We start from the raw sequence: 24,570 nt of genomic DNA on the forward strand, positions 1-24,570 counted from the left end.
CCTGGAAGACGGTAAGAGGATTTTCGGGATGGGGGGTTTAAGGAGTTTGTTTGAAATCCGGAAGATATCTCGCAGAAATGACGCCGTCCGGTTCCCTCACCTGCGAAGGAGCGATCAGGCTTTGTGCAGAACATCACAGCGATCTTTTTTTGATTCCTGTTTACTACAGGCTCATTGTTGCGGAGATACCGATGCTGTTATTCCCTTTTATTAAAAGCCTGTCTCTCATTTTGCTGACGTTCGTCCGCGGAATGACAGGTTTTATATCTGGGTGCTGCTGCTTTAATTCTGTCGATAATCTCTCTGCCACCACGGAACAACCTGAAGAAATAAACCCGGCGGATTTCAGCGAGCAATGGCAACAACTCTGGCAGTGCGCCGGACATTCCCTGCTGCCCTGCCTCAACGTAAAACGTTTTATTTCCCACACACATATTCAGGTTATTTCCATCAGCGTCCGGCTGGGCGTGCAATTACGCCATATCCTGGCCTTCAGCCATTTATCCAATCTGGTCAGTCAGTTACGCTGCTGCCATCGTCTGAGTGGTACGCCAGCCGCCGACGCGACTTTTATACCTTCTGTTTCATTCAAAAGCACAACGCGCCCTTTCGCCGTTGTGCTTTTTTTATGTCTGTCATCACTCAAAACCCGAGGATTTATATTATGTATTTCGTCTGTATTGCTGCCTGCCCGACCGGTGTTGCCCATACTTATATGGCCGCAGAATCTCTTGAAGTGCTGGGAAAAAAACGCGGACACGAAATCAAAGTGGAAACTCAGGGAAGTCTGGGCGCTGAGAATATTATTACTGAAGAAGATCTGGCGCGCGCCGATGGCGTCATTCTCGCTGCCGATGTTGCGGTCATCAATAAAGAACGCTTTAACGGCATGATCACGCTCGAATGCAGTGTCAGTGATCCGATCAAACACGGCGATGCGGTATTCGACGCGATCGAACAGGAGGTGGCGAATGGCTAAATTCAGGGCAGAAGACGGCGGCGGGCATGTTGGCACGGATGTGAAAAACGCCATCATGACCGGCGTTTCTTACATGCTGCCGTTCGTGATTGCGGGCGCGGTGATCATGGGCATCGCGCGTATTGGCGCATCAATGTACGGCATCGACAATATCTGGGACAGCAGCCATGCGCAGGCCGCCAGCCAGATTGTGAAACTGCTGCATCAGTTTGATGGCTTCGGCGGGCTGGCGCTTTCGCTGATGTTGCCGGTGGTCGCCGGATACATCAGTTTCGCACTGGCCAATAAACCGGGCATCGCGCCGGGCATGATTGGCGGGTTGCTCGCCAGCAATCTGGGCACCGGGTTTATCGGTGCGCTGGTGGCCGGATTTGTCGCCGGTTATATCGTCCGCTGGATGGTGCGGTTTATCAAATTGCCGCGCTCACTGGCCTCCGCCGGACCGATCTTTATTCTGCCGGTCGGCGGTACGCTCCTGACCTGCATCATCATGGCGCTGGTGGTCGGCACGCCGCTGGCGGCGCTCAATCGCGGAATGGAAGCCTGGCTGATGGCCATGTCTGGCACCAACAAAGTGGTGCTGGCAGCGGTAATTGGCGGCATGGTGGGCTTTGATCTTGGCGGGCCGATCAACAAGGCGGCAGTGACCACCGCCATGGCGCTGCTGGCTTCCGGCATTTATGACCCGAATACGGCCGCGCAGGTGGCGATTATCATTCCGCCGATCGGGCTGGGCGTGGCGACACTGTTGTGGAAGAAGCGGTTCCCCGAATCCCTGCGCGAGGCGGGAAAAGCCTCAACGCTGATGGGGCTGATCGGCGTGTCAGAAGGCGCGATCCCGTTTGCGCTTTCTAACCCAAAAATCATTGTGATTAACGTCATCGGCTCTGCGCTGGGTTCGGCAATGGCCGTCGGTTTAGGGGCGGTAAATCATGCGCCGATTTCAGGGTTTTACGGCTGGCTGGCGGTGGACGGCTGGCCGGTTTATATCATGTCGATTGCTGCCGGTTCTGCGGTTGTCGCCTTCGGCTCGCTGCTGGTATTCCGCCATGGCGATACAGAGTCGCTGATTAAACCTGCCGCTTCTCCGGCGCCTAAATTCAAGGTGAACCGCCAATGAAAACCGTCCATCTGATTCAGCATACTCACTGGGATCGTGAATGGTATTTCACCGAAAATGATTCCAAAGCCGTCCTGTATTATTTTATGGATGACCTGCTCAACCGGCTGGAAGCCGATCCGCAATTACCGCCGTTCGTGCTGGATGCGCAGACGGTGATCCTCGACGATTATCTTGAGGTCGCGCCGGAAAATCTGCCGCGCCTGACCGCGCTTATCCGCGACGGGCGGATCCTCACCGGTCCGTGGTATACGCAAACCGATTTTCTGGTGGTCGGTGCGGAATCCATCGCCCGTAATTTGTTGTTAGGTATTGAGGGCGCAGGCAAATACGGCACGCCGATGCCGGTGGGTTATGTGCCGGACTCCTTCGGTCAGAGTGCGCAGTTACCGATGTTTTTAAATCAGTTCGGCATCCGCCACGCGGTACTCTGGCGCGGCTGGAGCGAGCATGACGTCGCAAAAACGGAGTTTGTCTGGCACAGCGACGACGGCAGTAAAGTCACCACGGCGGTGCTGCCGTGGGGTTACGGTTGTGCCAAATGGTTACCTGCAGACGTGGGAAAAGCCTTGCCGGGGGTAATGAAAGCCAGCCACAAACAGGCGCAGTTCGCCGCCACGGATCATATCTTATTGCCGAACGGCAATGATCAGTCACCGTTCGAATATCAGGTGCCGGAAATGTTGCAGGCACTGAATCGGCAGCAGGATGAATTCCGTTACGTGAACAGCAGTTTCAGTGAATTTTTTGAGGTTATCGACACACAGCGGGACCGTTTGCCGGATTATCACGGCGAACTGCTCAGCCCGAAATACATGCGTATCCATCGCGGTATTTTTTCCACCCGCACCGACATTAAAAAACTGAATGCCAGGCTGGAGAAAACCCTCAGTCAGTATCTCGAACCGCTGCTGACGGTGAATGCTTCGCTTGGTCTGCCGTATCCGCAAACTGCCGTGGATAACATCTGGCGCGAAGCGATGAAGTCCCATGCCCATGACAGCATCGGCGGCTGCAATTCGGATCGCGTCAATGCGATGGTGAAAAACCGGCTGCTTTCCGGCATGGAAATGGCGCAACAGTTGCTGGATTTAAACTTCCAGACACTCAGCGAAGGGATCACCGCCACACAGGACGGCACAAAAATCCTGCTGTTTAACAGCCTGCCCCGTCAGCGCAGCGGGATCGTGACGTTGACGGTGATGACGCCGGAACGTGATTTCCGCCTGTGCGACAGCGAGGGGAACGACTGTCACTGGCAGCTTGTGAGTGAACAGCCGCAGGATATGTCGACGGTGGTACAGGAGCTGTCGAACAGCACGGAAACCACCTGGTTCCGTAAATGTGAGTTGCAGGTGGAAGTCAGAAATGTGCCAGCGTGCGGCTACACCACGCTGTGGTTTAAGCCCGGCGAAGTATCGCAACATCCGGCACATACCATGAACGCGCGCCAGCTGGAGAATCATTTTCTGCATCTGCGTGCCGATGCGCACGGCGTGCTGACGCTGACCGATAAACGCAGCGGTCAGCATTATCACTCTCTGCTGCAACTGGTCGACGGCGGTGATGCGGGCGATAACTACAACTATTCGCCGCCGGTGGAAGACTGGAAAATTACCGGCGACGGCCATTTGATCGAATGCCGCACCGACGGCGGCAGCCTGTTTAACCGCATGGTGCTGCGCTACCGGCTGCCGGTTCCGCAGGATCTCGATTCGCGCCAGCAGCGGCTGACGGACGCCAGGCTGGATGTCACGCTGACCCTGACGCTGGCGCATAACTCGCCGCAGCTGAACGTGGATATCACCGTGGATAATCAGATCCGCGACCACCGGTTGCAGCTATTGATGCCCACCGGCGCGGTCAGTCAGGTGCATTTCGCCGACCAGCCGTTCGGATTGATCCAGCGGGATAATCAGCCTGCTGCCATGAAAATCTGGCAGGAAGAAAACTGGGCCGAAGCGCCCGCTGCGCTGTATCCGATGCAAAGCCTGGTGATGATGCACGATGAAATCCGCGGGCTGTGTGCGGTGACCGAAGGACTGCGCGAGTATGAAATTCCTGAGGAACACAACGACGTTCTGGCGATCACGTTGCTGCGCAGCGTCGGCTGGCTGGGGCGCGCCAATATGCCTTACCGGCCGGGACGCGCATCGGGGATGGTTCTGCCCTCGCCTGACTCGCAAATCCCCGGCATTCATCATTGTTCACTGGCGGTGATGCCACTGACCGGCGCACCTGATGCGGATGTCTGGCGGCGCGTGGAAGAATGGAAAACGCCGATGCTGGCGTATCTGGCCACCGGCTGGTCGCGCTTCCGGCTCAATCCGCACGGACTGAAATTCCCGGCGGATTACAGTTTAATGAGCTGGGACACGCCGCTGCATTTCAGTACGCTGAAAAAATCACAACGCGGCGATCACTGGGTGATACGCGGATGGAATCCGACGGCACGACCGGTGAAAAGGGGTGAAGTGAAATCATCGAAAAAGGTCACGCCATCGACACTGGCGGAGGGGAAGCTGAGCGAAGCACATTCCCGGGACATCACCGAAGCCGGTGAACCGGTGACATTTTTAATCGAAAAGTAAGCGGTAAAAACGGGGAGCCATCCCCGTTTTCCCTCATTATCTGCCGCCAGCCAGCTCAATAAAGCTGCCGGTGACGTAAGAGGCAGCGTCCGACAGCAGCCATGCAATGCCTTGTGCCACTTCTTCCGGCTGCCCGCCGCGTTGCATCGGCAGATTGGATTTTACGCGATCGACGCGTCCCGGCTCACCGCCGCTGGCGTGCATGTCGGTATAAATCAGACCCGGACGTACACAGTTAACGCGGATACCGTACGCCGCCACTTCCAGCGCCAGCCCCGTGGTCAGGGTATCCACCGCCCCTTTCGACGCCGCGTAATCCACATATTCCCCCGGCGCCCCCAAACGGGAAGCCGCCGAGGACACATTCACAATCGCGCCGCCTTTTCCGCCATGACGATGCGACATGATTTTTACCGCCTCACGACAGCACAGGAAATACCCCGTCACATTGGTGGACAGCACTTTATTGATACGTTCAGCGGAGAGATTTTCAAGGGTCGTCTGCTGGAACAAAATCCCGGCGTTATTCACCAGCGCGGTGACCGGCCCGAGTTCGGCGCTCAACTGTCTGAACATCGCGACAACCTGTACTTCATCGGCAATATCGGCTTTCAACGCTATCGCTTTACCACCGGCCTGATGGATTTCATCGATAACAGATTGCGCTGCGATGTCGTTATTAAGGTAATTCACGCCGACAGCATAACCCTGCTGCGCAAGAAGAAGTGCCGTTGCACGGCCGATACCGCGACTGGCGCCGGTGACGAGAGCGATTTTCATGAGTGACTCCATTGGGGATGTGAGGAAAGTGTAGGAGAAACAGAAAGAAAGGGGAATTTGGCTTAGCTCCTCCCCCTGCGAAGAGGGAGGCTGGGAGGGGGTTCTAAAGGCTAACACTCGGCAAAAGCATACTTCAACTTATTGATTTTACTTTAATACCCCACCCCAACCCTCCCCTTCGCAGGGGAGGGAGCAGACCGAGTTTTTAACTCCTCACCCTTCTCAGCGAGGAGGAGAACGGAGTCTTACTCGTAATCTGACATCGGTACACATGAACAGAACAAATTCCTGTCCCCGTACACGTCATCCAGACGTTTTACCGTCGGCCAGTATTTGTTGTCGTAACCTGCCGGGAAGACTGCCACTTCGCGGGTGTACGGGTGGTTCCAGTCGCTGACCAGCTCGTTCTGCACGTGCGGTGCATTCACCAGCGGGTTATCTTCCAGCGGCCATTCGCCTTTCGCTACGCGATCAATTTCACTGCGGATTGCCAGCAGCGCATCGATAAAGCGATCCAGTTCCACCTTGCTTTCGGATTCGGTCGGCTCAACCATCAGCGTACCGGCCACCGGGAAGGACATGGTCGGGGCGTGGAATCCGTAATCGATCAGACGCTTGGCGATATCCATTTCACTGATACCGGTGGTTTCTTTCAGCGGACGAATATCCAGAATGCATTCGTGCGCCACGCGACCATCACGGCCGGTATACAGCACCGGATAGGCGTCTTTCAGACGGGTCGCAATGTAGTTGGCATTCAGAATTGCCACCTGGCTGGCTTGCTTCAGGCCTTCCGCGCCCATCATACGGATATACATCCAGCTGATAGGCAGGATGGAAGCACTGCCGAACGGAGCCGCAGAAACCGCGCCGTTTTGCGTCAGTACGCCGTCAATCTGCACCACGCTGTGACCCGGAACGAACGGAGCCAGATGCGCTTTCACACCGATCGGACCCATGCCCGGACCGCCGCCGCCGTGCGGGATACAGAAGGTTTTATGCAGGTTAAGGTGCGACACGTCCGCGCCGATGTAACCCGGCGTGGTGATGCCGACCTGGGCGTTCATGTTCGCGCCGTCGAGGTAAACCTGACCGCCGTACTGATGCACAATCTGGCACACTTCGCGGATGGTCTCTTCGTAAACGCCGTGCGTTGAAGGGTAAGTCACCATGATACAAGACAGCTCATCGCCCGCTTTCGCCGCTTTCTCACGCAGGTCACTCAGATCGATGTTGCCCTGTTTGTCACACGCGACAACCACTACGGTCATGCTCGCCATCTGCGCAGATGCCGGATTGGTGCCGTGCGCTGAGCTTGGGATCAGGCAGATGTGACGACCACTTTCGTTACGGCTTTCGTGGTAGCGGCGGATGGCCAACAGACCCGCGTACTCACCCTGCGCACCGGAGTTCGGCTGCATGCACACCGCGTCATAACCGGTGAGCTGAACCAGCCATTGTGACAACTGACCAATCATCTGCTGATAACCGCCAGCCTGTTCTGTCGGGCAGAACGGATGCAGCTCGGCAAATTCCGGCCAGGTAATCGGGATCATTTCTGCTGCGGCATTCAGTTTCATGGTGCAGGAACCCAGCGGGATCATCGCCTGATTCAGCGCCAGATCCTTTTTCTCCAGACGGTGCATATAACGCATCATCTCGGTTTCGCTGTGGTACTGATTGAATACCGGATGGGTCAGGATCGGATCCACACGCAGCATCGCCGCTGGAATGGCATTGCTGTCGGTCGATGCGGCTTTGTCCAGTTTGTCGATATCCAGACCGTTGTCGTCACCCAGCAGGGCAGCAAACAGAATCTGAACGTCTTCGCGGGACGTCGCTTCGTCGAGAGTGATACCGACTGCGCCATGAATGTCAGTACGCAGGTTCAGACCGAAACTCAGCGCACGTTCCAGCACAGCGGCTTTGTCTTTCACTTCGACGGTCAGCGTATCGAACCAGGTGTTGTGACGCAGCGTCAGGCCACCCTGTTTCAGGCCAGCGGCCAGAATGTCGGTCAGACGATGAATGCGTGAGGCAATGCGTTTCAGGCCTTCAGGGCCGTGGAATACCGCATACAGGCTGGCAATGTTGGCCAGTAAAACCTGCGAGGTACAAATGTTGGAGTTGGCTTTTTCTCGGCGGATATGTTGCTCGCGGGTCTGCATCGCCATACGCAGTGCCGTTTTGCCGGCAGCATCGCGGGAAACCCCGATGATACGGCCCGGCATGGAACGTTTGAATTCGTCTACGCAGGCAAAGAAGGCCGCGTGCGGACCGCCGTAGCCCATCGGCACACCAAAGCGTTGCGCGGAACCAAAGACCACGTCAGCGCCCTGCTTGCCCGGTGCGGCCAGCAGCACCAGCGCCATAATGTCAGCGGCGACGCTGGTAATAATTTTGCGTTTTTTCAGTTCGCCCAGCAGCGCGGTGTAATCGTGCACTTCACCGGTGGTGCCAACCTGCTGCAACAGCACGCCGAACACGCCTTCCAGCTCGAGCACTTTTTCGGCTTTATCAACAATGATGTCAAAACCGAAGGTTTCCGCACGGGTACGGACCACGTCCAGCGTTTGCGGATGCACGTCGTCAGCCACGAAGAAACGGTTGGCATCTTTCAGTTTGCTGGCGCGTTTTGCCAGTGCCATGGCTTCGGCGGCGGCAGTCGCTTCATCGAGCAAAGAAGCAGACGCCAGATCCAGACCGGTCAGATCCAGGGTCAGTTGCTGGAAGTTCAGCAGCGCTTCAAGACGGCCCTGCGACACTTCCGGCTGATACGGCGTGTACGCGGTATACCAGCCCGGATTTTCCAGCATGTTGCGCAGGATAACCGGCGGCGTCAGCACCGCGCTGTAACCCATACCGATGTAGGATTTATAGCGTTGGTTCTGGCTGGCAATGGCTTTCAGCTCAGCCAGCGCCTGATGTTCCGTCACGGCATCGCCGACGGCCGGTGGCCCCGGCAACTGGATATCGACCGGAACGATCTGCTGGATCAGCGCGTTTAAGGAATCCGCACCGACCGTTTCCAGCATCTGTTGCTGTTGCTGAGAAGACGGACCGATATGGCGGCCGATAAAGGCTTCGCTGTGTTCGAGTTGGCTGAGAGTCTGAGTCATTTGCTACGCATTCCTGAAATCTGCTGGAGGTGTCTTGGGATACTGACAAAAGCTACGGGTCGGGATCTGCCCCGCAAGCGGGTTGCGGGGCGGGTAAAACAATGTGTAATTATTCGTCGATGGAAGCTGAATAGGCTTCTGCATCAAGCAGCTTAGCCAGTTCGCTTTCGTCTGACGCTTTAATCTGGAACAGGAAACCGCTGCCATATGGCTCGCTGTTGACCAGCTCCGGGGAACCTTCCAGTTCGCCGTTCACTGCAACGATTTCGCCGCTAACTGGAGAGTAAATGTCGGAAGCCGCTTTCACGGATTCAGCCACGGCACAGTCTTCACCGGCAGTCACTTCGCGGCCGACTTCTGGCAGATCAACGAAAACCATGTCGCCCAGTAATTCCTGCGCGTGTTCGGTGATGCCTACGGTGTAAACGCCGTTGCCTTCAGAACGTACCCACTCGTGGGAAGAGGCGTATTTCAAATCTGCTGGAACATTGCTCATGTTACTTTCTCCAAAAAAGTGCTTAATTCAGCGTTAACTGGATAATTTTTATCTCGAATTCGTTACTGCGCCAGAGGTTTGCCGTTACGGACAAAACCTGGCTTGGTGACTTTTACCGGCATTTCTCGGTTACGGATTTGCACAATGGCATGTTCGCCAATGCCCGCCGGAACGCGTGCCAGAGCAATACTGTAGTTCAGCGTCGGGGAGAACGAACCGCTGGTGATCACGCCTTCCAGCGTGTTACCCGCGCTGTCGGTGAATCGCACCGGCAGTTCGTTACGCAATACGCCTTTCTCGGTCATCACCAGGCCGACCAGCTGTTCGGTGCCCTGCTCGCGCTGTCTTTCCAGCGCATCACGGCCAATAAAGTCACGGTCTTCCGGTGCCCAGGCGATGGTCCAGCCCATATTGGCCGCCAGCGGCGAAACACCTTCGTCCATTTCCTGCCCGTACAGATTCATGCCTGCTTCCAGACGCAGTGTGTCGCGCGCGCCCAGACCGGCAGGTTTTACCCCTGCGGCCAGCAATTTCTGCCAGAAATCCGCCACCTGTTCTTGCGGCAGTGCGATTTCATAACCCGCTTCGCCGGTATAACCGGTTGTCGCGATAAACAGGTCGCCCGCCTGAACGCCGAAGAACGGCTTCATGCCCGCGACGGCCTGTTTTTGTTCTGCGGTAAACAAGGTTTCCGCTTTTTCTTTCGCCTGCGGTCCCTGCACGGCAACCAGCGCCAGATCATCACGCACCGTCAGTTCGACAGCGTACGGTTCTGCATGCTGCGAAATCCATGCCAGATCTTTCTCGCGGGTTGCGGAGTTAACCACCAGACGGAAATAATTTTCGTTGAGGAAATAGACGATCAGATCGTCAATCACGCCACCGGAGGCATTGAGCATGCCGGTGTACAGAGCTTTGCCGGGAACGGTGAGTTTGGCGACATCGTTCGCCAGAAGATAACGCAGGAATTCACGGGTACGGGCGCCGTGGAGGTCGACGATGGTCATGTGCGAGACGTCAAACATACCGGCATCCTGACGCACGATGTGGTGTTCATCCAGCTGAGAGCCATAATGCAAAGGCATCATCCAGCCGTGGAAATCGACCATACGCGCGCCGCACGCAACATGTTGTTCATAAAGCTGAGTCTGCTTAACCATCTTATTCCTCATTTAATTAAGTGCATAAACAGCACACCGCGCAAACGATACCCTCGCTCGAACTTACCACTGAATAAGCTTACTAACCATAAGTTAAAATATGCAGAGCAGCGGGAATGTCAGTGATCTCACAAGGGCATTGTGCAGAGTTTTTGACTGGTAAACTGGGGTTTGCGGCGCAAAATCTACAAATAAACCGCAAAAGTATCGATGTTATATAACGACAAGGCCGGATTTCTCACCATTTGCAGAATGAAAAATTCGACCCCGGATTAGAAAATGTAATGGAAAAATTGAGCTGAAATTAGATTATTTCAATCGAAGTGAATCGTCCCGTAACCATTCGGGTAAATCGTTCAGCCCCATGGCCTGACGGACCAGTTTCGGTTTCACACCCGGCAGGGAATCCGCCAGCGTCAGGCCGATGTCGCGCAGCAGTTTTTTGGCTGGATTATCCCCGGCAAACAGTTCGCGGAAGCCCTGCATACCCGCCAGCATCAGCGCCGCGCTGTGTTTACGACGACGCTCGTAACGGCGCAGGTACATGTGCTGGCCGAAATCTTTGCCTTCTTTTTGCAGACGTTTGATTTCAGACGCCAGTTCAGCAGCATCCATAAAGCCTAAGTTCACGCCCTGTCCGGCGAGCGGATGCACGGTGTGTGCCGCATCGCCGACCAGCGCCAGACGTTGTCCGGCAAAGCTGCGGGCATAACGGCCGGTCAGCGGGAAGGTCAGGCGCTCACTTTCTACGCGACACACGCCAAGTCGCAGGTCAAAAGTGCTGGCGAGGATTTTGTTGAACTCTTCAGGCTCCAGCGCGCTCAGGCGCTGTGCTTCATCCGGTGACACTGACCAGACGATGGAAGACAAATGAGTATCCGCCAGCGGCAGAAATGCCAGAATGCCTTCGCCGTGGAAGACCTGACGTGCCACAGACTGGTGCGGCTCTTCCGTGCGGATGGTCGCTACCAGTGCATGATGACGGTAATCCCAGAAAGTCAGCGGGATGTCGGCATGCTGGCGCAGCCATGACTGTGCGCCGTCCGCGCCGACCACTAAACGCGCGCTGAGCTGGCGATCATCATTAAGGGTGATAAACGCTTCGTTTTCGCCCCAGGCTACGTTCTTCAATGTGGCGGGTGCGAGCAACGTGATGTCGGAAGATTTTTCCGCACGCAGCCACAGCGCACGGTGGATCACCTGATTCTCAATGATGTGACCCAGATGGCTGAAGCCATATTCTTCGCCACGGAAGGCGATTTTGCCAAAGCTGTCACGATCCCAGACTTCCATCCCCTGATAGGCATTGGCACGCTGAGCAATGATGTTGTCCCAGACGCCGATATATTTCAGCAGACGTTCGCTGGCGGCATTGATTGCCGAAACCCGTAAACCCGGCTGTTCCGGTAACGGCGAATCGAGATCCGGTTGCTGGTTTTCCAGCACCGCAATGCGCAAACCGCTGCCCTGTAATCCGCACGCCAGCGCCAGACCGACCATTCCGCCACCGGCGATAACCACATCAAAAGATTGCATAATTTTTCCTGTAAGGCTTAACGGTCAACCCAGCCTAAAGTTCTTCGGGTAAACGCATCGCGTAATGGCGTAATGCCTTCCATCGCCAGTAAGCCGAGATTACGTCCGACCATTAACGGCAGCCAGCGGTTGGCAAAGAGGTGGATCAGGCCGTCGGTCACGCCGACGGTTGCCTGCTGATCGGGCTGACGGCGCTGCTGATAGTCACTCAGCACGCGGTAACTGCCAACATCCGCGCCTTGTGCCGCGGCATTGGCCAGCGTTTCGGCCAGTGTCATGACATCACGCAGACCGAGGTTAAAACCCTGTCCGGCAATCGGATGCAGTGTTTGCGCCGCATTCCCCACCAGCGCCAGACGGTGGCTGATATGGCTGTTGGCTCGCTGCAATTGCAGCGGATAACTGAACCGTTTACCGGCCTGTTTCATGGTACCCAGCCGCCAGCCGAAGGCTTTTTGCAGCTCACTGAGGAACTGTGCTTCACTCCAGTTATCGATCTCTTCTTTGGCTTCGCGCGGATGACACCAGACCAGCGAACTGCGGCCATCGGACATCGGCAGTAACGCCAGCGGTCCGTGCTTCGTGAAGCGTTCAAACGCCCGGTTGTGGTGTGGCTCACTGGTGGCGATATTCGCGATCACGGCAATCTGACCGTAATCTTCACGCTGCCAGCCAATGTTGCAGGCTTTGGCCAGTGAGGAGTGTGAGCCGTCCGCCGCCACCAGAAGTTGTGCGGTCAGCGTTTCACCGTTGTCGAGTGTCACGCTGGCAGACTCTTGCGAACGTGCGACATCCGTGACCTTGGCCGGACAATGCAGCGTGACGCCGGGGGCATTTTTCAGCATCGCAAACAGGCGCTTACCGACTTCATGCAACTCAACCACCTGCCCCAGCGCCTCAACGCCATAATGCGCGGCATTGAGGTTAACAAAGGCCGCGTGACCGCGATCGCTGACGTGGATATCCCGGATGGGCGTGGCGATATTCGCCAGCGCAGGCCAGATACCCACCCGCGATAATTGCTGGCAGGTGCCTTGTGCCAGCGCAATCGAACGGGCATCAAAACCCGGATGTCCGTGATGTTCAGGCGCAGTGGCTTCCACCAGATGCACCGGCAAGCGCCCCTCGGTCAGCGAGGAAATCGCCAGCGCCAGCGTTGCGCCGGTCATCCCGCCGCCAACAATGACAATGCTCATATTATTTCTGTGCCGCCGCCATCAGGGCTTCAATATCATCGGCTTCTTTCACCACATCGCCGGTCAGAATTTCAATGCCGGTGGCGGTGATCAGAATGTCGTCTTCGATACGGATACCGATGCCACGGTACGCTTCGGGGACGTCGGCGTCCGGCGCGATATACAGGCCCGGTTCAACGGTCAGCACCATGCCCGGTTCCAGCGTACGGCTGCGATCTGCCGAGCCGTAATGGCCGACGTCATGCACGTCCAGCCCCAGCCAGTGCGATAAACCGTGCATGAAGAACTGTTTGTGCGCCTGTTCAGCGTAAAGGGTTTCGACGTCGCCCTTCATCACGCCGAGTTTGATCAGGCCTTCAATCATCACGCGCACTGCGGCTTCGGTCGCGGCCTGAATGCTGCTGCCCGGTCCGAAGACTTCCAGCGCTTTGTATTCTGACGCCAGCACGATGTCGTAGATTTCACGTTGCGCTTTGCTAAATTTGCCGTTCACCGGGAACGTACGGGTAATATCACCGGCATAACCCTGATATTCACAACCGGCGTCGATCAGCACTAAATCGCCGTCACGCAGTTCGCATTCGTTTTCGGTGTAATGCAGAATGCAGCCGTTTACGCCGCCGCCCACAATGGTGTTGTAGGAAGGATAACGGGCGCCGTGACGGTTAAATTCGTGATGAATTTCGCCTTCAAGGTGGTATTCAAACATGCCCGGACGGCATTTTTCCATCGCGCGGGTATGGGCCAGCGCGGTGATCTGTCCGGCGCGGCGCATGATGGCGATTTCTTCCGCTGATTTGAACAGGCGCATATCATGCACCCACGGACGCCAGTCGGTGACCGTGGCCGGAGCAGAGAAATTCTGACGGAAACCTTTACGCAGTTTTTCCATCGCACGGTTCACGATGTCATCGGCATAGGCGTAATCGCCTTGCGCGTGGTACACCACGTCGAGGCCGTTAAGCAGAAGGTGAAGCTGGTCGTTGATATCGTCAAACGGCAACGCTTTGGTCACGCCAAGTTTAGCGGGTGCCGCGTCCTGACCCAGACGACGACCAAACCAGATTTCAGCAGTGAGATCACGAACACGGTTGAACAGGACGCTGTGGTTATGATTTTCATCACTTTTCACCAGGATCAGCACCGCTTCCGGTTCATTGAATCCGGTGAAATACCAGAAATCACTGCTCTGACGATACGGGTATTCACTGTCGGCACTGCGCGGTGCTTCCGGCGCAGAAAAAATGATTGCCGCGCTTCCCGGTGCCATCTTCGCTAACAGCGCCTGACGACGATTCTCGTACTCTTGCTGAGTCATCACCTTCTCCTGAAATCGTTTTAATTAATGCAATGTACGGTGATTTTCTGCAGCCGTCGGGCGGCTGTGACCGAATTCACCAAAGCACAGGATGGCCGCCACACGGACGTACTCCACCACTTCCTCTAAAGACTGCGCTAATTGTTCCTGATCTTCATCTTCGTCGTAACCGAGTTGCGCGATGCTACGCAAATCGTCGATCGCCTCACCGACTTCGCCTTTCACTTTAGCGAGTTTTGGCTGCATCATGCCCAGCCCCAGCAGGAAATGGTTAACCCAGCCCGCCAGTGCATCAGCACGCTCAAAGACGTTTTTATCGTCATCCGGCATCATCATTTTAAATTCGAAGCTGTCATCTTCCAGCGTATCTGCGGTGACTTTGCGCAGTTGTTGCAGCAAATCCGCCAGCGTGTGCGGGAAGGCGATGCCTTCGTTGGTCAGATCATGAACCAGAGTCAGCCAGCTGCCGTCGCGATTACCGCCGCACAGCAAGCCACTGATCAAACCGTGCATTTCTGCTGCGGTCAGAGCAACCGATTGTTGTTTCAGGTTTTGATCCAACGAATCGTAAGTAGGGTAAGTATTCTCAATAGACATGCGCATTCGCCATCGTTGGCAGGTTAAGTTCGTGTTATGCTACCACCAAGGTCTGTCGTAGTACCAGATTAGCAGCCCGCGATTGGGTGGTCTAAGGCATGAATGGCACGCCCTGAACAATCGGGCAGCAGTCAGTCGGTCATGGGGTTGTAACCTGGTATTGAGATAGTTATAGTGGCGCCCGCTTCCAACATCCTGCGCCAGGTCGTAGTGGTCACGTTGGGGCGGACGAATAAATCAGCAGGAAGGTGGCATGTCTGCACAACCGGTAGATATTCAAATTTTTGGTCGCTCTTTACGGGTGAATTGTCCGCCAGAACAACAGGAAGCACTGAATCTGGCAGCTGAAGATCTTAATCAGCGGTTGCAAGATCTGAAAGTTCGCACTAGAGTCACCAATACAGAGCAACTGGTCTTCATCGCGGCATTGAACGTGTGTCACGAACTTGCTCAGGAAAGGTTGAAAACGCGCGATTATGCATCCAATATGGAACAACGTATCCGGATGTTGCAACAAACCATCGAGCAGGCATTGCTCGAACAAGGCCGGATCTCTGAACGTGAAGGGGCGCCTTTCGAATAACACACGTTGCTGACTGACTGGTCACAGGTCGTCAGAAACGGTAAAAAATTTCTCTGAGATGTTCGCCAGCGGGCCCGTCCCCTGAGCCGATAATTAGTACCAACAGAATGTGATGATCCGTAATCGGTGCGCATGCTCGGTCCGTCCGAGAAGCCTAAAGATTGCGACAGCACGTTCACCTTGAACCATGGGTTCAAGGGTTACAGCCTGCGACGGCATCTCGGAGATTCCCCTTTCTTTTCGGTACATCCCTTTCTGGTGTTTGTATCTATGCCTTACACACCTTTGTTCGCTTCAGCCCGACACCTCATCCGCAATGAAATACGCCAACGCAGAAACGCGCTGACCACTGAACAGCAAACCGCTTTTGCCCTGCAGGCCGCAGAACGTGTCGCCACGCATCCTGAGATTCAATCTGCCATCACCGTTTCCCTGTTTCTGTCCTTTGATGGTGAACTCGATACCGCACCCGTCATCGCCCGTCTGTGGCGTGAAGGCAAACAACTGTGTCTGCCGGTGCTGCACCCTTTCGTCCCCGGTAACCTGCTTTTCCTGCGTTATACCCCTGACACGCCGCTGGTGCGTAATCGTCTCAATATTCTCGAACCGCAACTGGATGTCACGCAGGTCATTCCGCTGTCCCGGCTGGATATCATTCTGACGCCGCTGGTGGCGTTCGACAGCGTCGGGCAACGTTTAGGCATGGGCGGTGGTTTTTATGACCGCACGCTGGAACGCTGGAAGAATGGCGGACCTTATCCGATTGGTCTGGCGCACGATTGTCAGCATGTCGATGCCCTGCCGGTGGAACACTGGGATGTGCCTTTGCCGCAGGTGATTACCCCCGGCAAAGTATGGACGTGGTAGAAAGAGGCGCTAAACCGCAGACAGCAAAAAGGCGCCCTCAGGCGCCTTTGTCATTTCAGGCTGAGATCAGTAAAGCAGACGGGCGCGGATGGTGCCCGGAATGGCCTTCATCAGCTGCAACGCGGTATTCAGTGTTGCGGTATCTGTTTCTGCATCGATAACCACATAACCGATTTCAGGGCTGGTTTGCAGATACTGTGCAGCAATGTTGATACCTTGCTCCGCGAAAATCTGGTTGATGCTGGTCAGCACGCCCGGACGGTTTTCGTGAATATGCAGCAGACGGCTGGCTTTCTCGGTGTGAGCGGGCAGCGATGCTTCCGGGAAGTTAACCGCTGACAGCGTAGAACCGTTGTCAGAGTATTTCGCCAGTTTGCCTGCCACTTCGAGGCCGATACCTTCCTGCGCTTCCATGGTGGAACCGCCGATGTGTGGCGTCAGCAGCACGTTATCGAATTCACACAGCGGTGAATTAAACGGATCGCTGTTGGTTGCCGGTTCTTCCGGGAAGACGTCGATGGCCGCGCCGGACAAATGTTTGCTGCGCAGTGCATTGCACAGCGCAGGAATGTCGATCACGGTGCCACGTGAGGCGTTGATCAGCAGTGCGCCCGGCTTCATCTGTGCCAGCTGCACTTCAGAAATCATGTCTTTGGTGCTCAGGGTTTCCGGCACATGTAACGTCACGACGTCGCTGGTGTTGAGCAATTCTTCCAGCGAGGCAATCGGCTGCGCATTACCCAATGGCAATTTGCTTTCGATGTCGTAATAGAAGACGCGCATCCCCAGGCTTTCCGCGAGGATCCCCAACTGCGTACCGATGTGGCCGTAACCAATGATGCCCAGACGTTTGCCGCGCGCTTCGAAGGATCCGACTGCCAGCTTGTTCCAGACACCACGGTGTGCTTTGGCGTTGGCTTCCGGAATGCCGCGCATCATCAGCAGCATTTCGCCCAGTACCATTTCCGCCACAGAACGGGTATTGGAGAACGGCGCGTTAAAGACCGGAACACCGCGACGGGTGGCGGCTTTCAGATCCACCTGATTGGTACCGATACAGAAACAGCCAACAGCCACCAGTTTTTCTGCTGCCTGGAACACTTCTTCAGTCAGCTGAGTACGCGATCGGAGTCCAACAAAGTGCGCATCACGGATCGATTCTTTCAGCGATTGCGTGTCTAAAGCACCTTTGTGAAATTCAATATTGGTGTAACCCGCGGCACGGAGTGTATCAACCGCACTTTGGTGGACGCCTTCCACTAACAAAAATTTAATCTTGTCTTTCTCAAGTGATACTTTTGCCATTTCCCGACCCTATATTTTCTGACTGAAATCTGACTGCAAGGTGACTGCTCCCCGTCAACATAACAAAAAATCCGCCATCATCAATACAAACGATTGCCTGCCCGGTAGCAGAAGGCTCACCGCGCGTGATGGTTTTTAGCATTTCATGCTGGTTAGATTTTGCGGAGCCAGACGTTCTGGAGGAGAAACACAGGAATGTGACATAAGTCACCAAATTACGGCTTCTGAAGAAAAGATGATTCAGTCAGAAAATTATCATCTTCATAACATTGCGTTATGACAGGAGTGTGTCTGGCTGCTTTTGTCTGAGCAGCCAGATCTTCTGCTTATCGCTGTCTTATTTCAGCTTAACAGTTTTAACGCCTTCAGATGTCCCGACCAGCGCCACGTCCGCGCCACGGTTAGCAAACAGCCCCACCGTCACCACACCGGCAATACTGTTGATCTTATTTTCCATCGCGACGGCATCGACGATATTCAGATTATGCACATCGAGGATCACGTTACCGTTATCGGTCAGCACATTCTGGCGGTACTCCGGCAGGCCGCCGAGTTTCACCAGTTCACGCGCCACATAAGAACGTGCCATCGGGATCACTTCCACCGGCAGCGGGAATTTGCCCAGTACATCGACCTGTTTGGAAGCATCCACAATGCAGATGAATTTTTTGGCGATCGCGGCAATGATTTTTTCGCGGGTCAGCGCCGCGCCGCCGCCTTTGATCATCTGCATTGAGCCGTTAATTTCATCGGCACCGTCAACGTACACATCCAGAGAATCCACTTCGTTGCTGTCGAAAACATGAATGCCTAAGCTTTTCAGTTTTGCGGTGGAGGCATCGGAGCTGGACACTGCGCCTTCGATCTGGCCTTTGACAGAACCCAGTGCATCAATGAAATGCGCGGCGGTAGATCCGGTGCCGACACCTACAATGGTGCCCGGAGTCACGTAATCCAGCGCGGCCCAGCCGACTGCTTTTTTCAATTCTTCCTGCGTCATAATGGCTTCTCTGTCTGATAACACGAAAGTGCTGTGAATAGTGGGATGAAACGAATTCTGCCGGTGATTATAAAGCATGTCCCGGCAAATTGGGCGACCAGGTGCGTGACCAGATCACACTTATTAAGTGCAATTGTGCTGCCATTCCTCCGATTTTCCTCACCACAAAACCTGACAATCTGTGGCATAGTGTCCGGATAAAATTAAATCCAAGGGACAGAATTCCGATGAAACGCCCGGACTATAGAACGCTACAGGCACTGGACGCGGTGATCCGTGAGCGCGGTTTTGAGCGCGCTGCGCAGAAACTTTGCATCACACAATCGGCGGTCTCTCAGCGTATTAAACAACTGGAAAATTTATTCGGCCAGCCGCTGCTGGTGCGTACCGTTCCGCCTCGCCCGACCGAGCAGGGTCAGAAACTGCTGGCGTTGTTACATCAGGTGGAATTGCTGGAAGAAGAGTGGCTGGGCAGTGACAGCAACAATGAAAGCAATGATACGCCGCTGTTGCTTTCGCTGGCGGTCAACGCCGACAGCCTGGCAACCTGGCTGTTACCGGCACTGAAATCGGTGCTGGTTGATTCCCCTATCCGCCTGAATTTACAGGTGGAAGATGAAACGCGCACTCAGGAACGTCTGCGTCGCGGCGAAGTGGTCGGGGCGGTGAGTATTCAGCCACAACCGTTGCCAAGCTGTCTGGTGGATCAATTGGGTGCGCTGGACTATCTGTTTGTCGGCTCCAAGCCTTTTGCTGACCGCTATTTCCCGAATGGCGTCACCCGTTCGGCCTTACTGAAAGCGCCTGCGGTGGCGTTCGACCATCTGGACGATATGCATCAGGCTTTCCTGCAACAGAATTTCGACTTGTCGCCGGGCAGCGTGCCGTGCCACATCGTTAACTCGTCAGAAGCGTTCGTCCAGCTCGCCCGTCAGGGCACCACCTGCTGCATGATCCCGCATCTGCAAATCGAGAAAGAACTGGAAAGCGGCGAACTGATCGACCTGACACCGGGTCTGTTCCAGCGCCGGATGTTGTACTGGCACCGTTTCGCGCCGGAAAGCCGCATGATGCGTAAAGTGACCGACGCGCTGATCGCCCACGGCCATCAGGTATTGCGTCAGGACTGACGGAATGATCCGGCGTGAAAAGTGGCGTTTAACCGCTTTTCTCCCGGACCAGATCTATCAATGCCCGCAGGCTCGCGGGCACATGCCGGTTGCCCGAGAAGTAAAGAAATAAACCTGGGATCGGCGGGCACCAGTCATCCAGCACCGTCTTTAAACGCCCTTCTTTCAGCGCAACCTGCGCATAATCCTCAGGAACATATGCGATCCCCAGCCCGTTCTGCGCAGCCTCCACCATCAGTTGCGTATTATCCAGTGTCAGACTTCCCGGCACGTCCATCGGCACGTCCATCGCCACTTCCTCTGCGCGTTTTTGAAATTCCCAGCGATAGCGTTTGCCACTGGGCAGGCGCTGGCGCAGACACTGATGACGGGCGAGATCATCCGGCGTTTCAGGGGCGGGATGCGCCGCAAGATAATCCGGCGAGGCCACGGCCAGAAAACGCATATCGGGACTGAGTCGTACCGCGATCATGTCCCGGGGAACCGCTTCCCCCAGCCGGATCCCTGCATCAAACCCTTCCCCGACAATATCCACCAGCTTTCCTTCCGCCACCAGATCCAGCGTAATGCCGGGATAACGCGCCATGAATTGCGGCACAATCTCTCGTAACAACAGGCGGATAGCGCCTTCGCTGCCGTTTATCCGCAATTCGCCGGTCAGCCGTCCCTGCTCGCCCGCCACATCTTCCAGCGCAGCATCAAGGCCGCTCATCAGCGGGTCAATCCGTTTAAGCAGGCGTTCCCCCGTGTCGGTCAGCGACACACTGCGCGTCGTGCGGTGTAAAAGTCGTGCACCCAGACGGTCTTCAAGCCCGCGCATAATGTGGCTGAGCGAGGATCGCGTGATGCCGAGAAGATCGGCGGCGCGGCGGAAACTGCGGTGTTCGGCTACGGCCATAAAGGCCCTGAGTTCTGCCAGTGTCGGTTTGCTCATTGGTGTGATTTTATTCACCTGTTCATGCAGTTTATGGGGTATTAACGCAACAATAGTATTGCCCTACCCTGAATGTCTGGCAACTCCTGCAACAGAGGCATTTGAGAATGGCAAAGACATGGTTTATTACAGGCACATCGACCGGCCTGGGACGGCTGCTCACTGAACAGCTACTTGAGCGCGGTGACCGCGTGATCGCCACCTTACGCAAGCCGGGTGCGCTCGACACCTTACAGGCACTCTATGGTGATCAGTTGCATATCATCACGCTTGACGTGACAGAGACGCAGTCAATCAGAACGGCCGTCGCCGGGGCATTCACTAAGATGGGGCGAATTGATGTCGTGGTCAGCAATGCGGGATATGGTTTGTTCGGTGCGGGGGAAGAAATCAGTGACGCACAAATCGACAGACAAATCGCAACCAATCTGGTCGGCTCCATTCAACTGATCCGCGCCGTTTTGCCGCACCTGCGCGCGCAAGGCGGCGGCCGGATTGTGCAGGTTTCATCAGAAGGCGGACAGATCGCCTATCCGAATTTCAGCCTTTATCATGCAACCAAATGGGGAATTGAAGGTTTTATTGAATCCGTTGCGCAGGAGGTGGCACCGTTTGGCATTGATTTCCTGATCATCGAACCCGGCCCGACCCGCACTGAATTCGGCACCGGGCTGGATCATGCAACACCCTTGCCTTGCTATGAAAAAACACCTGCCGGAGAGGTCCGCCGGGCGATAGCTTCCGGTGATTTTGCCATTAAAGGTGACGCGCTGAACACCGTCAGGGCGATGATCGCCGCTGCCGGTGAAGTGAATCCACCGCTGCGTCTGGCGCTGGGCAGTACCGCTTATGCCTCAATCAGCCACGCACTGACGGAAAGATTGCGGGCGCTGGAAGCACAGAAAGGCGTGACGTTTTCGGCGGATAAAGAGTCCTGACCGCGATGTAAATGTTCACAAATAAAAAACCCGCCGGAGCGGGTTTTTCCATTATGTGGGAAAGGTTAATAACTGCCTAAATATTCCCAGTCGTTGTTTGATGTGAGGTTAGTCGGGAAGTACCAATAGGTTGGCGTTTTCAGCATGAAGTAATCCTGGGTTCCCTTATTGTCATTTTTATATAAGTCACCGATCGTATTGTTGGTCGCATTGCTCTGCCACGGCTTGAATTCGGTTTTGCCATACCATGACAATAACTGCTGTTCCATATCAGCCTGAGAGAGTTGCTTCATCGCTTCCAGCGTTTTTTCGTCGCCAATATAATACCAGTCTGCATTCGATTTTTTATTGGTTGGGAAATAATGCCCGGACGTCCTGTTGCGCTGAAGGAAATACTCCTTATCTTTATTGTGAGGGTTCTGATAGACGAATATCTCTCTGTCTTGCGTGGTGGCCTTTCGCTGAGACCAGCTAAAAATATCCTCCCTGGAGAAATATTTTTTCAGCAAGCTTTCTGTTGAAAGAGATTTGTTGATATGTGCAAACAGCGGCGAAACGTCATTATGAACATATTGTGTCGCTGAACCTATATATCCCCAAACCTGAGTAGACTGCTGGCTGGTCGGGAAATACCAGTAGTTCTTTTGCTTAAGAATAAAGTAGTCGCGGGTTTTGGTGTACGGGTTTTCATAGACGTACAGGTCTCCCGGCATACCGCTGTCTTTACCTTTTGAGCTCCAGGTTTTAATGTCGCTTTTCCCATAAGAGGTGCGAACATCCTTTTCGAAAGCCTCAACAGTGGCATAGCTGTGAGGTTTTAGCTGAGCATTTTGTTCAAACCGGATCGTCTGTTCCAGCACCTGAGTGAAACCCTCAGATTTCCCGATGACGACAGCGGGCGCAGGTTCAACGGTGGCGGGTTCAATAGTACGCTGGTCGAGTAATTCAACGCCCATACTGTCATAGCTTTGCCCGGCGAGTTCTGCCGCGAAAAGATCGTTCAACGCCTTCTCATTGGTCAGATATTCCCAATCGTTATTACTTTGTGTACCCGCAGGGTAATACCAATAACCCGGATGTTTAAGCTTGAAATAGCGGCCATCGGTGTCGAGGTAAACATCTCCCGCAACACCGTTTTTGTCGGCACTCCAGTTCTTAATTCTTTCCACGCCGAAGTAGTCATTTCTCCAGGTATCGTAAGCCGCACTCATGTCTTCTTGCGGACAATTCACGGAGACGGATTGCGGGTTCCTCGCGGTTTCAACATTGAAATGGAATTTATTCATACGCGCGGTGTTATGACGGGCACCTGCCAGCGGATAACGTTGTTTGTGATTGTCGGCAAAGGTCACTTCCGCCCAGCATTGCCCCCCTTTCACCGGCTGTGGCGCATAGACGTAGCCATAACTGCTGGTCATCGGCGGGTAAATGTAGCCTTTCACGTCCTTAGCAGGGTCGTAAAAACCGACCAGAGTCGTCACAGGAACGCCAAATTTCACCGGCTTAAGTCGGGTTGGATCATTACGTTCAACCATTTCATGCTTATCTTCATCCCAGATCAGATAACCCGAAGAAGCGGCCTCAGAAATGACACCGGTACTTTCCATTCCGGCCTGAATACGTTTTTGGGAATAGCCGGTATACAAGGTATAGGCAGAATAAGGCGAACTGGCTACCCCGCCCCCCATCGCATCGTTGTTGAAGCGATAGATACCCGCGAATGGCGGTGTGGTGTAACCTTCAGAAACTGTATTCCCGCTTTGATTCCAGAAAAAGTTCGCAATAAAACGGTTATTAAAGCTGTCCCAGCCCCAGCCGGAATTCGGATTATGTGTCGACCACATGCCGCCGCCAGGATAATGACCCAATCCGTATGCATGCCCAAGTTCATGGCTGAATTCATTGCCGGTGGTCTGAGTCAGCGTTGCCATCCCGTTTCCACCGCTCAGGCCATGCTCAACGACACCGTTTTGATAAAAGCCACATGCCTCATGCACAGCATAAATATTAAACCACGCCGGTTGCCATTGCGTTGAACCTGCGGAATCATTAATGCCGAAGTTGGCATTATCAATGCCCATCGAAATCAGGTTCTTGGCGATATCCTCGCGCATATCACCGCTGTACACATCCCCGGTGGTATCGCTTTGATAGTCATAAACCTTGCCATCTGACAGCACAACTTTAGTCAGGTGCAGCGGGGAGTAATTTCCGACAATCAGCCGTGAGACCGGTATTTTCTGGAAATAATCCGCCGCTAAGGTGGAATTACCCTCAAGTTCATTGGTTTTCGCCGGTTCAGTCAGCATTCCGAGCCGGATATTCTGGATCATGACCTCATTTTCAGCGCCCACATCAATATCCGCCAGCAGGCCCGTGTGGCCATTTTCATCGGAAATTGAAATCACCATTCCGGGTTCGATCAGATCCCAGGAAATTTTCGCGCTGTAGGCATTATCGGAATACACCACGTCGGGATGTGCGCTGTCAGCCGGATCTGCCTTGTCACTGGCTGGCAATGCGGAAGGCGGAGCAAGCGTAAACGGACCATGGCTGACGCCCTTTTTATCCGTCAGCTGTATTGTGTACTTTGTTCCCGTGCTGTCCGAATGCGGGATAAACATAAATAACGTGTCACGCAGGCTGACCAGACGCGGCATTTCCTGCGCGCTGTTATTAGCAGGATCAATGGTATGGGTTTGAGCAAACTTCACTTGCCCTTTAAGGGAACCCGTCAGGCTGTTAATGGCGTCATCTTGTTGATGGAAAACTAACGGAGCGATGCTGGCACAGGCAGAAAAACTGCCTGCGCTTATTGCGATTGCCAGAAGTGTTTTATGAATATTCATATTCAGTCCATAGAATCAGAAAAATAATTGAGATGTTATGTCTTCATGTATCCCCATTATTCTCGCTGTTAA

The 24,570-nt window shown here is 54.5% G+C and carries 20 protein-coding genes and 1 other RNA gene; 8 read left to right on the forward strand and 13 right to left on the reverse strand.

All coding sequences use genetic code 11. From position 1 onward, the window contains the following. Positions 1 to 197: 197 nt before the first annotated feature. Complete coding sequence (locus J9880_RS03100; RefSeq protein WP_232770504.1) at positions 198 to 473, reverse strand: hypothetical protein; 276 nt, start codon at positions 471 to 473, stop codon at positions 198 to 200. A gap of 191 nt (positions 474 to 664) precedes the next feature. Between J9880_RS03100 and J9880_RS03105 the strand changes: the two genes are divergently transcribed. From J9880_RS03105 to J9880_RS03115, 3 genes are read left to right on the forward strand one after another with little or no spacing between them, the layout of a single operon-like run. Continuing rightward, positions 665 to 979, forward strand: coding sequence for a PTS fructose transporter subunit IIB (locus tag J9880_RS03105; protein WP_095924846.1), 315 nt, complete (start codon positions 665 to 667; stop codon positions 977 to 979). Beyond that, on the forward strand, positions 972 to 2,099 hold the full coding sequence (locus tag J9880_RS03110; RefSeq protein ID WP_232770059.1) for a PTS fructose transporter subunit IIC: 1,128 nt from the start codon (positions 972 to 974) through the stop codon (positions 2,097 to 2,099). Before J9880_RS03105 ends, J9880_RS03110 begins: the two co-directional genes overlap by 8 nt. Next, positions 2,096 to 4,690: a glycoside hydrolase family 38 N-terminal domain-containing protein gene (locus J9880_RS03115; RefSeq protein WP_232770060.1), complete on the forward strand. Its 2,595-nt coding sequence runs from the start codon at positions 2,096 to 2,098 to the stop codon at positions 4,688 to 4,690. Before J9880_RS03110 ends, J9880_RS03115 begins: the two co-directional genes overlap by 4 nt. A gap of 36 nt (positions 4,691 to 4,726) precedes the next feature. Here the strand turns inward: J9880_RS03115 and J9880_RS03120 are convergent, their stop codons facing one another. The 8 genes from J9880_RS03120 to J9880_RS03155 form a co-directional block, all read right to left on the reverse strand. After that, positions 4,727 to 5,470, reverse strand: coding sequence for an SDR family oxidoreductase (locus J9880_RS03120; protein WP_232770061.1), 744 nt, complete (start codon positions 5,468 to 5,470; stop codon positions 4,727 to 4,729). A gap of 245 nt (positions 5,471 to 5,715) precedes the next feature. Continuing rightward, on the reverse strand, positions 5,716 to 8,589 hold the full coding sequence (gene gcvP / locus J9880_RS03125; protein ID WP_095924842.1) for an aminomethyl-transferring glycine dehydrogenase: 2,874 nt from the start codon (positions 8,587 to 8,589) through the stop codon (positions 5,716 to 5,718). 109 nt (positions 8,590 to 8,698) lie between these two features. Further along, entirely contained in the window at positions 8,699 to 9,085 is a 387-nt protein-coding gene (gcvH, locus tag J9880_RS03130) for a glycine cleavage system protein GcvH (protein ID WP_232770062.1), read from the reverse strand. Between the two features lie 62 nt (positions 9,086 to 9,147). Beyond that, positions 9,148 to 10,245, reverse strand: coding sequence for a glycine cleavage system aminomethyltransferase GcvT (gene gcvT, locus J9880_RS03135; protein WP_232770063.1), 1,098 nt, complete (start codon positions 10,243 to 10,245; stop codon positions 9,148 to 9,150). 309 nt (positions 10,246 to 10,554) lie between these two features. After that, complete coding sequence (gene ubiI, locus J9880_RS03140) at positions 10,555 to 11,781, reverse strand: FAD-dependent 2-octaprenylphenol hydroxylase (RefSeq protein ID WP_232770064.1); 1,227 nt, start codon at positions 11,779 to 11,781, stop codon at positions 10,555 to 10,557. A gap of 17 nt (positions 11,782 to 11,798) precedes the next feature. Continuing rightward, entirely contained in the window at positions 11,799 to 12,977 is a 1,179-nt protein-coding gene (ubiH, locus tag J9880_RS03145) for a 2-octaprenyl-6-methoxyphenyl hydroxylase (protein ID WP_131694097.1), read from the reverse strand. A gap of 1 nt (position 12,978) precedes the next feature. Then, a complete protein-coding gene (pepP, locus tag J9880_RS03150) occupies positions 12,979 to 14,295 on the reverse strand; it encodes a Xaa-Pro aminopeptidase (protein ID WP_095924837.1) in 1,317 nt (438 codons plus the stop codon). A 24-nt stretch (positions 14,296 to 14,319) separates the two neighbouring features. Further along, positions 14,320 to 14,892, reverse strand: coding sequence for a YecA/YgfB family protein (locus J9880_RS03155; protein ID WP_095924836.1), 573 nt, complete (start codon positions 14,890 to 14,892; stop codon positions 14,320 to 14,322). Between the two features lie 253 nt (positions 14,893 to 15,145). Between J9880_RS03155 and zapA the strand changes: the two genes are divergently transcribed. The 3 genes from zapA to J9880_RS03170 all read left to right on the forward strand — a co-directional run bounded on the left by zapA (position 15,146) and on the right by J9880_RS03170 (position 16,342). Then, positions 15,146 to 15,475, forward strand: a complete 330-nt coding sequence (gene zapA, locus J9880_RS03160) for a cell division protein ZapA (protein ID WP_013576788.1) — start codon at positions 15,146 to 15,148, stop codon at positions 15,473 to 15,475. Between the two features lie 47 nt (positions 15,476 to 15,522). Beyond that, a non-coding RNA gene (gene ssrS / locus J9880_RS03165) (6S RNA) lies at positions 15,523 to 15,706 on the forward strand. 39 nt (positions 15,707 to 15,745) lie between these two features. After that, positions 15,746 to 16,342, forward strand: a complete 597-nt coding sequence (locus J9880_RS03170) for a 5-formyltetrahydrofolate cyclo-ligase (protein WP_195816713.1) — start codon at positions 15,746 to 15,748, stop codon at positions 16,340 to 16,342. A 66-nt stretch (positions 16,343 to 16,408) separates the two neighbouring features. Here J9880_RS03170 and serA read toward each other — a convergent pair whose 3' ends face one another. Then, positions 16,409 to 17,647: a phosphoglycerate dehydrogenase gene (serA, locus tag J9880_RS03175; RefSeq protein WP_095924834.1), complete on the reverse strand. Its 1,239-nt coding sequence runs from the start codon at positions 17,645 to 17,647 to the stop codon at positions 16,409 to 16,411. Between the two features lie 337 nt (positions 17,648 to 17,984). Continuing rightward, a complete protein-coding gene (gene rpiA, locus J9880_RS03180) occupies positions 17,985 to 18,647 on the reverse strand; it encodes a ribose-5-phosphate isomerase RpiA (RefSeq protein ID WP_095924833.1) in 663 nt (220 codons plus the stop codon). A gap of 227 nt (positions 18,648 to 18,874) precedes the next feature. Here rpiA and J9880_RS03185 point away from each other — a divergent pair, with 227 nt between their 5' ends. Next, a complete protein-coding gene (locus tag J9880_RS03185; protein ID WP_013576793.1) occupies positions 18,875 to 19,777 on the forward strand; it encodes a LysR family transcriptional regulator ArgP in 903 nt (300 codons plus the stop codon). 28 nt (positions 19,778 to 19,805) lie between these two features. On the opposite strand, the gene J9880_RS03190 is transcribed toward J9880_RS03185, so the two are convergent. Further along, positions 19,806 to 20,711 carry a LysR family transcriptional regulator gene (locus J9880_RS03190; protein WP_232770436.1) on the reverse strand — a complete coding sequence of 302 codons (906 nt, stop codon included), beginning with the start codon at positions 20,709 to 20,711 and terminating at the stop codon, positions 19,806 to 19,808. 107 nt (positions 20,712 to 20,818) lie between these two features. Here J9880_RS03190 and J9880_RS03195 point away from each other — a divergent pair, with 107 nt between their 5' ends. Then, a complete protein-coding gene (locus J9880_RS03195) occupies positions 20,819 to 21,649 on the forward strand; it encodes an SDR family oxidoreductase (protein ID WP_095924831.1) in 831 nt (276 codons plus the stop codon). 65 nt (positions 21,650 to 21,714) lie between these two features. Here J9880_RS03195 and J9880_RS03200 read toward each other — a convergent pair whose 3' ends face one another. Continuing rightward, positions 21,715 to 24,498: a M66 family metalloprotease gene (locus tag J9880_RS03200; RefSeq protein ID WP_232770065.1), complete on the reverse strand. Its 2,784-nt coding sequence runs from the start codon at positions 24,496 to 24,498 to the stop codon at positions 21,715 to 21,717. Positions 24,499 to 24,570: the final 72 nt, after the last annotated feature.

The sequence above is a fragment of the Rahnella victoriana genome (assembly GCF_021276285.1).
Classification (GTDB): domain Bacteria; phylum Pseudomonadota; class Gammaproteobacteria; order Enterobacterales; family Enterobacteriaceae; genus Rahnella; species Rahnella victoriana.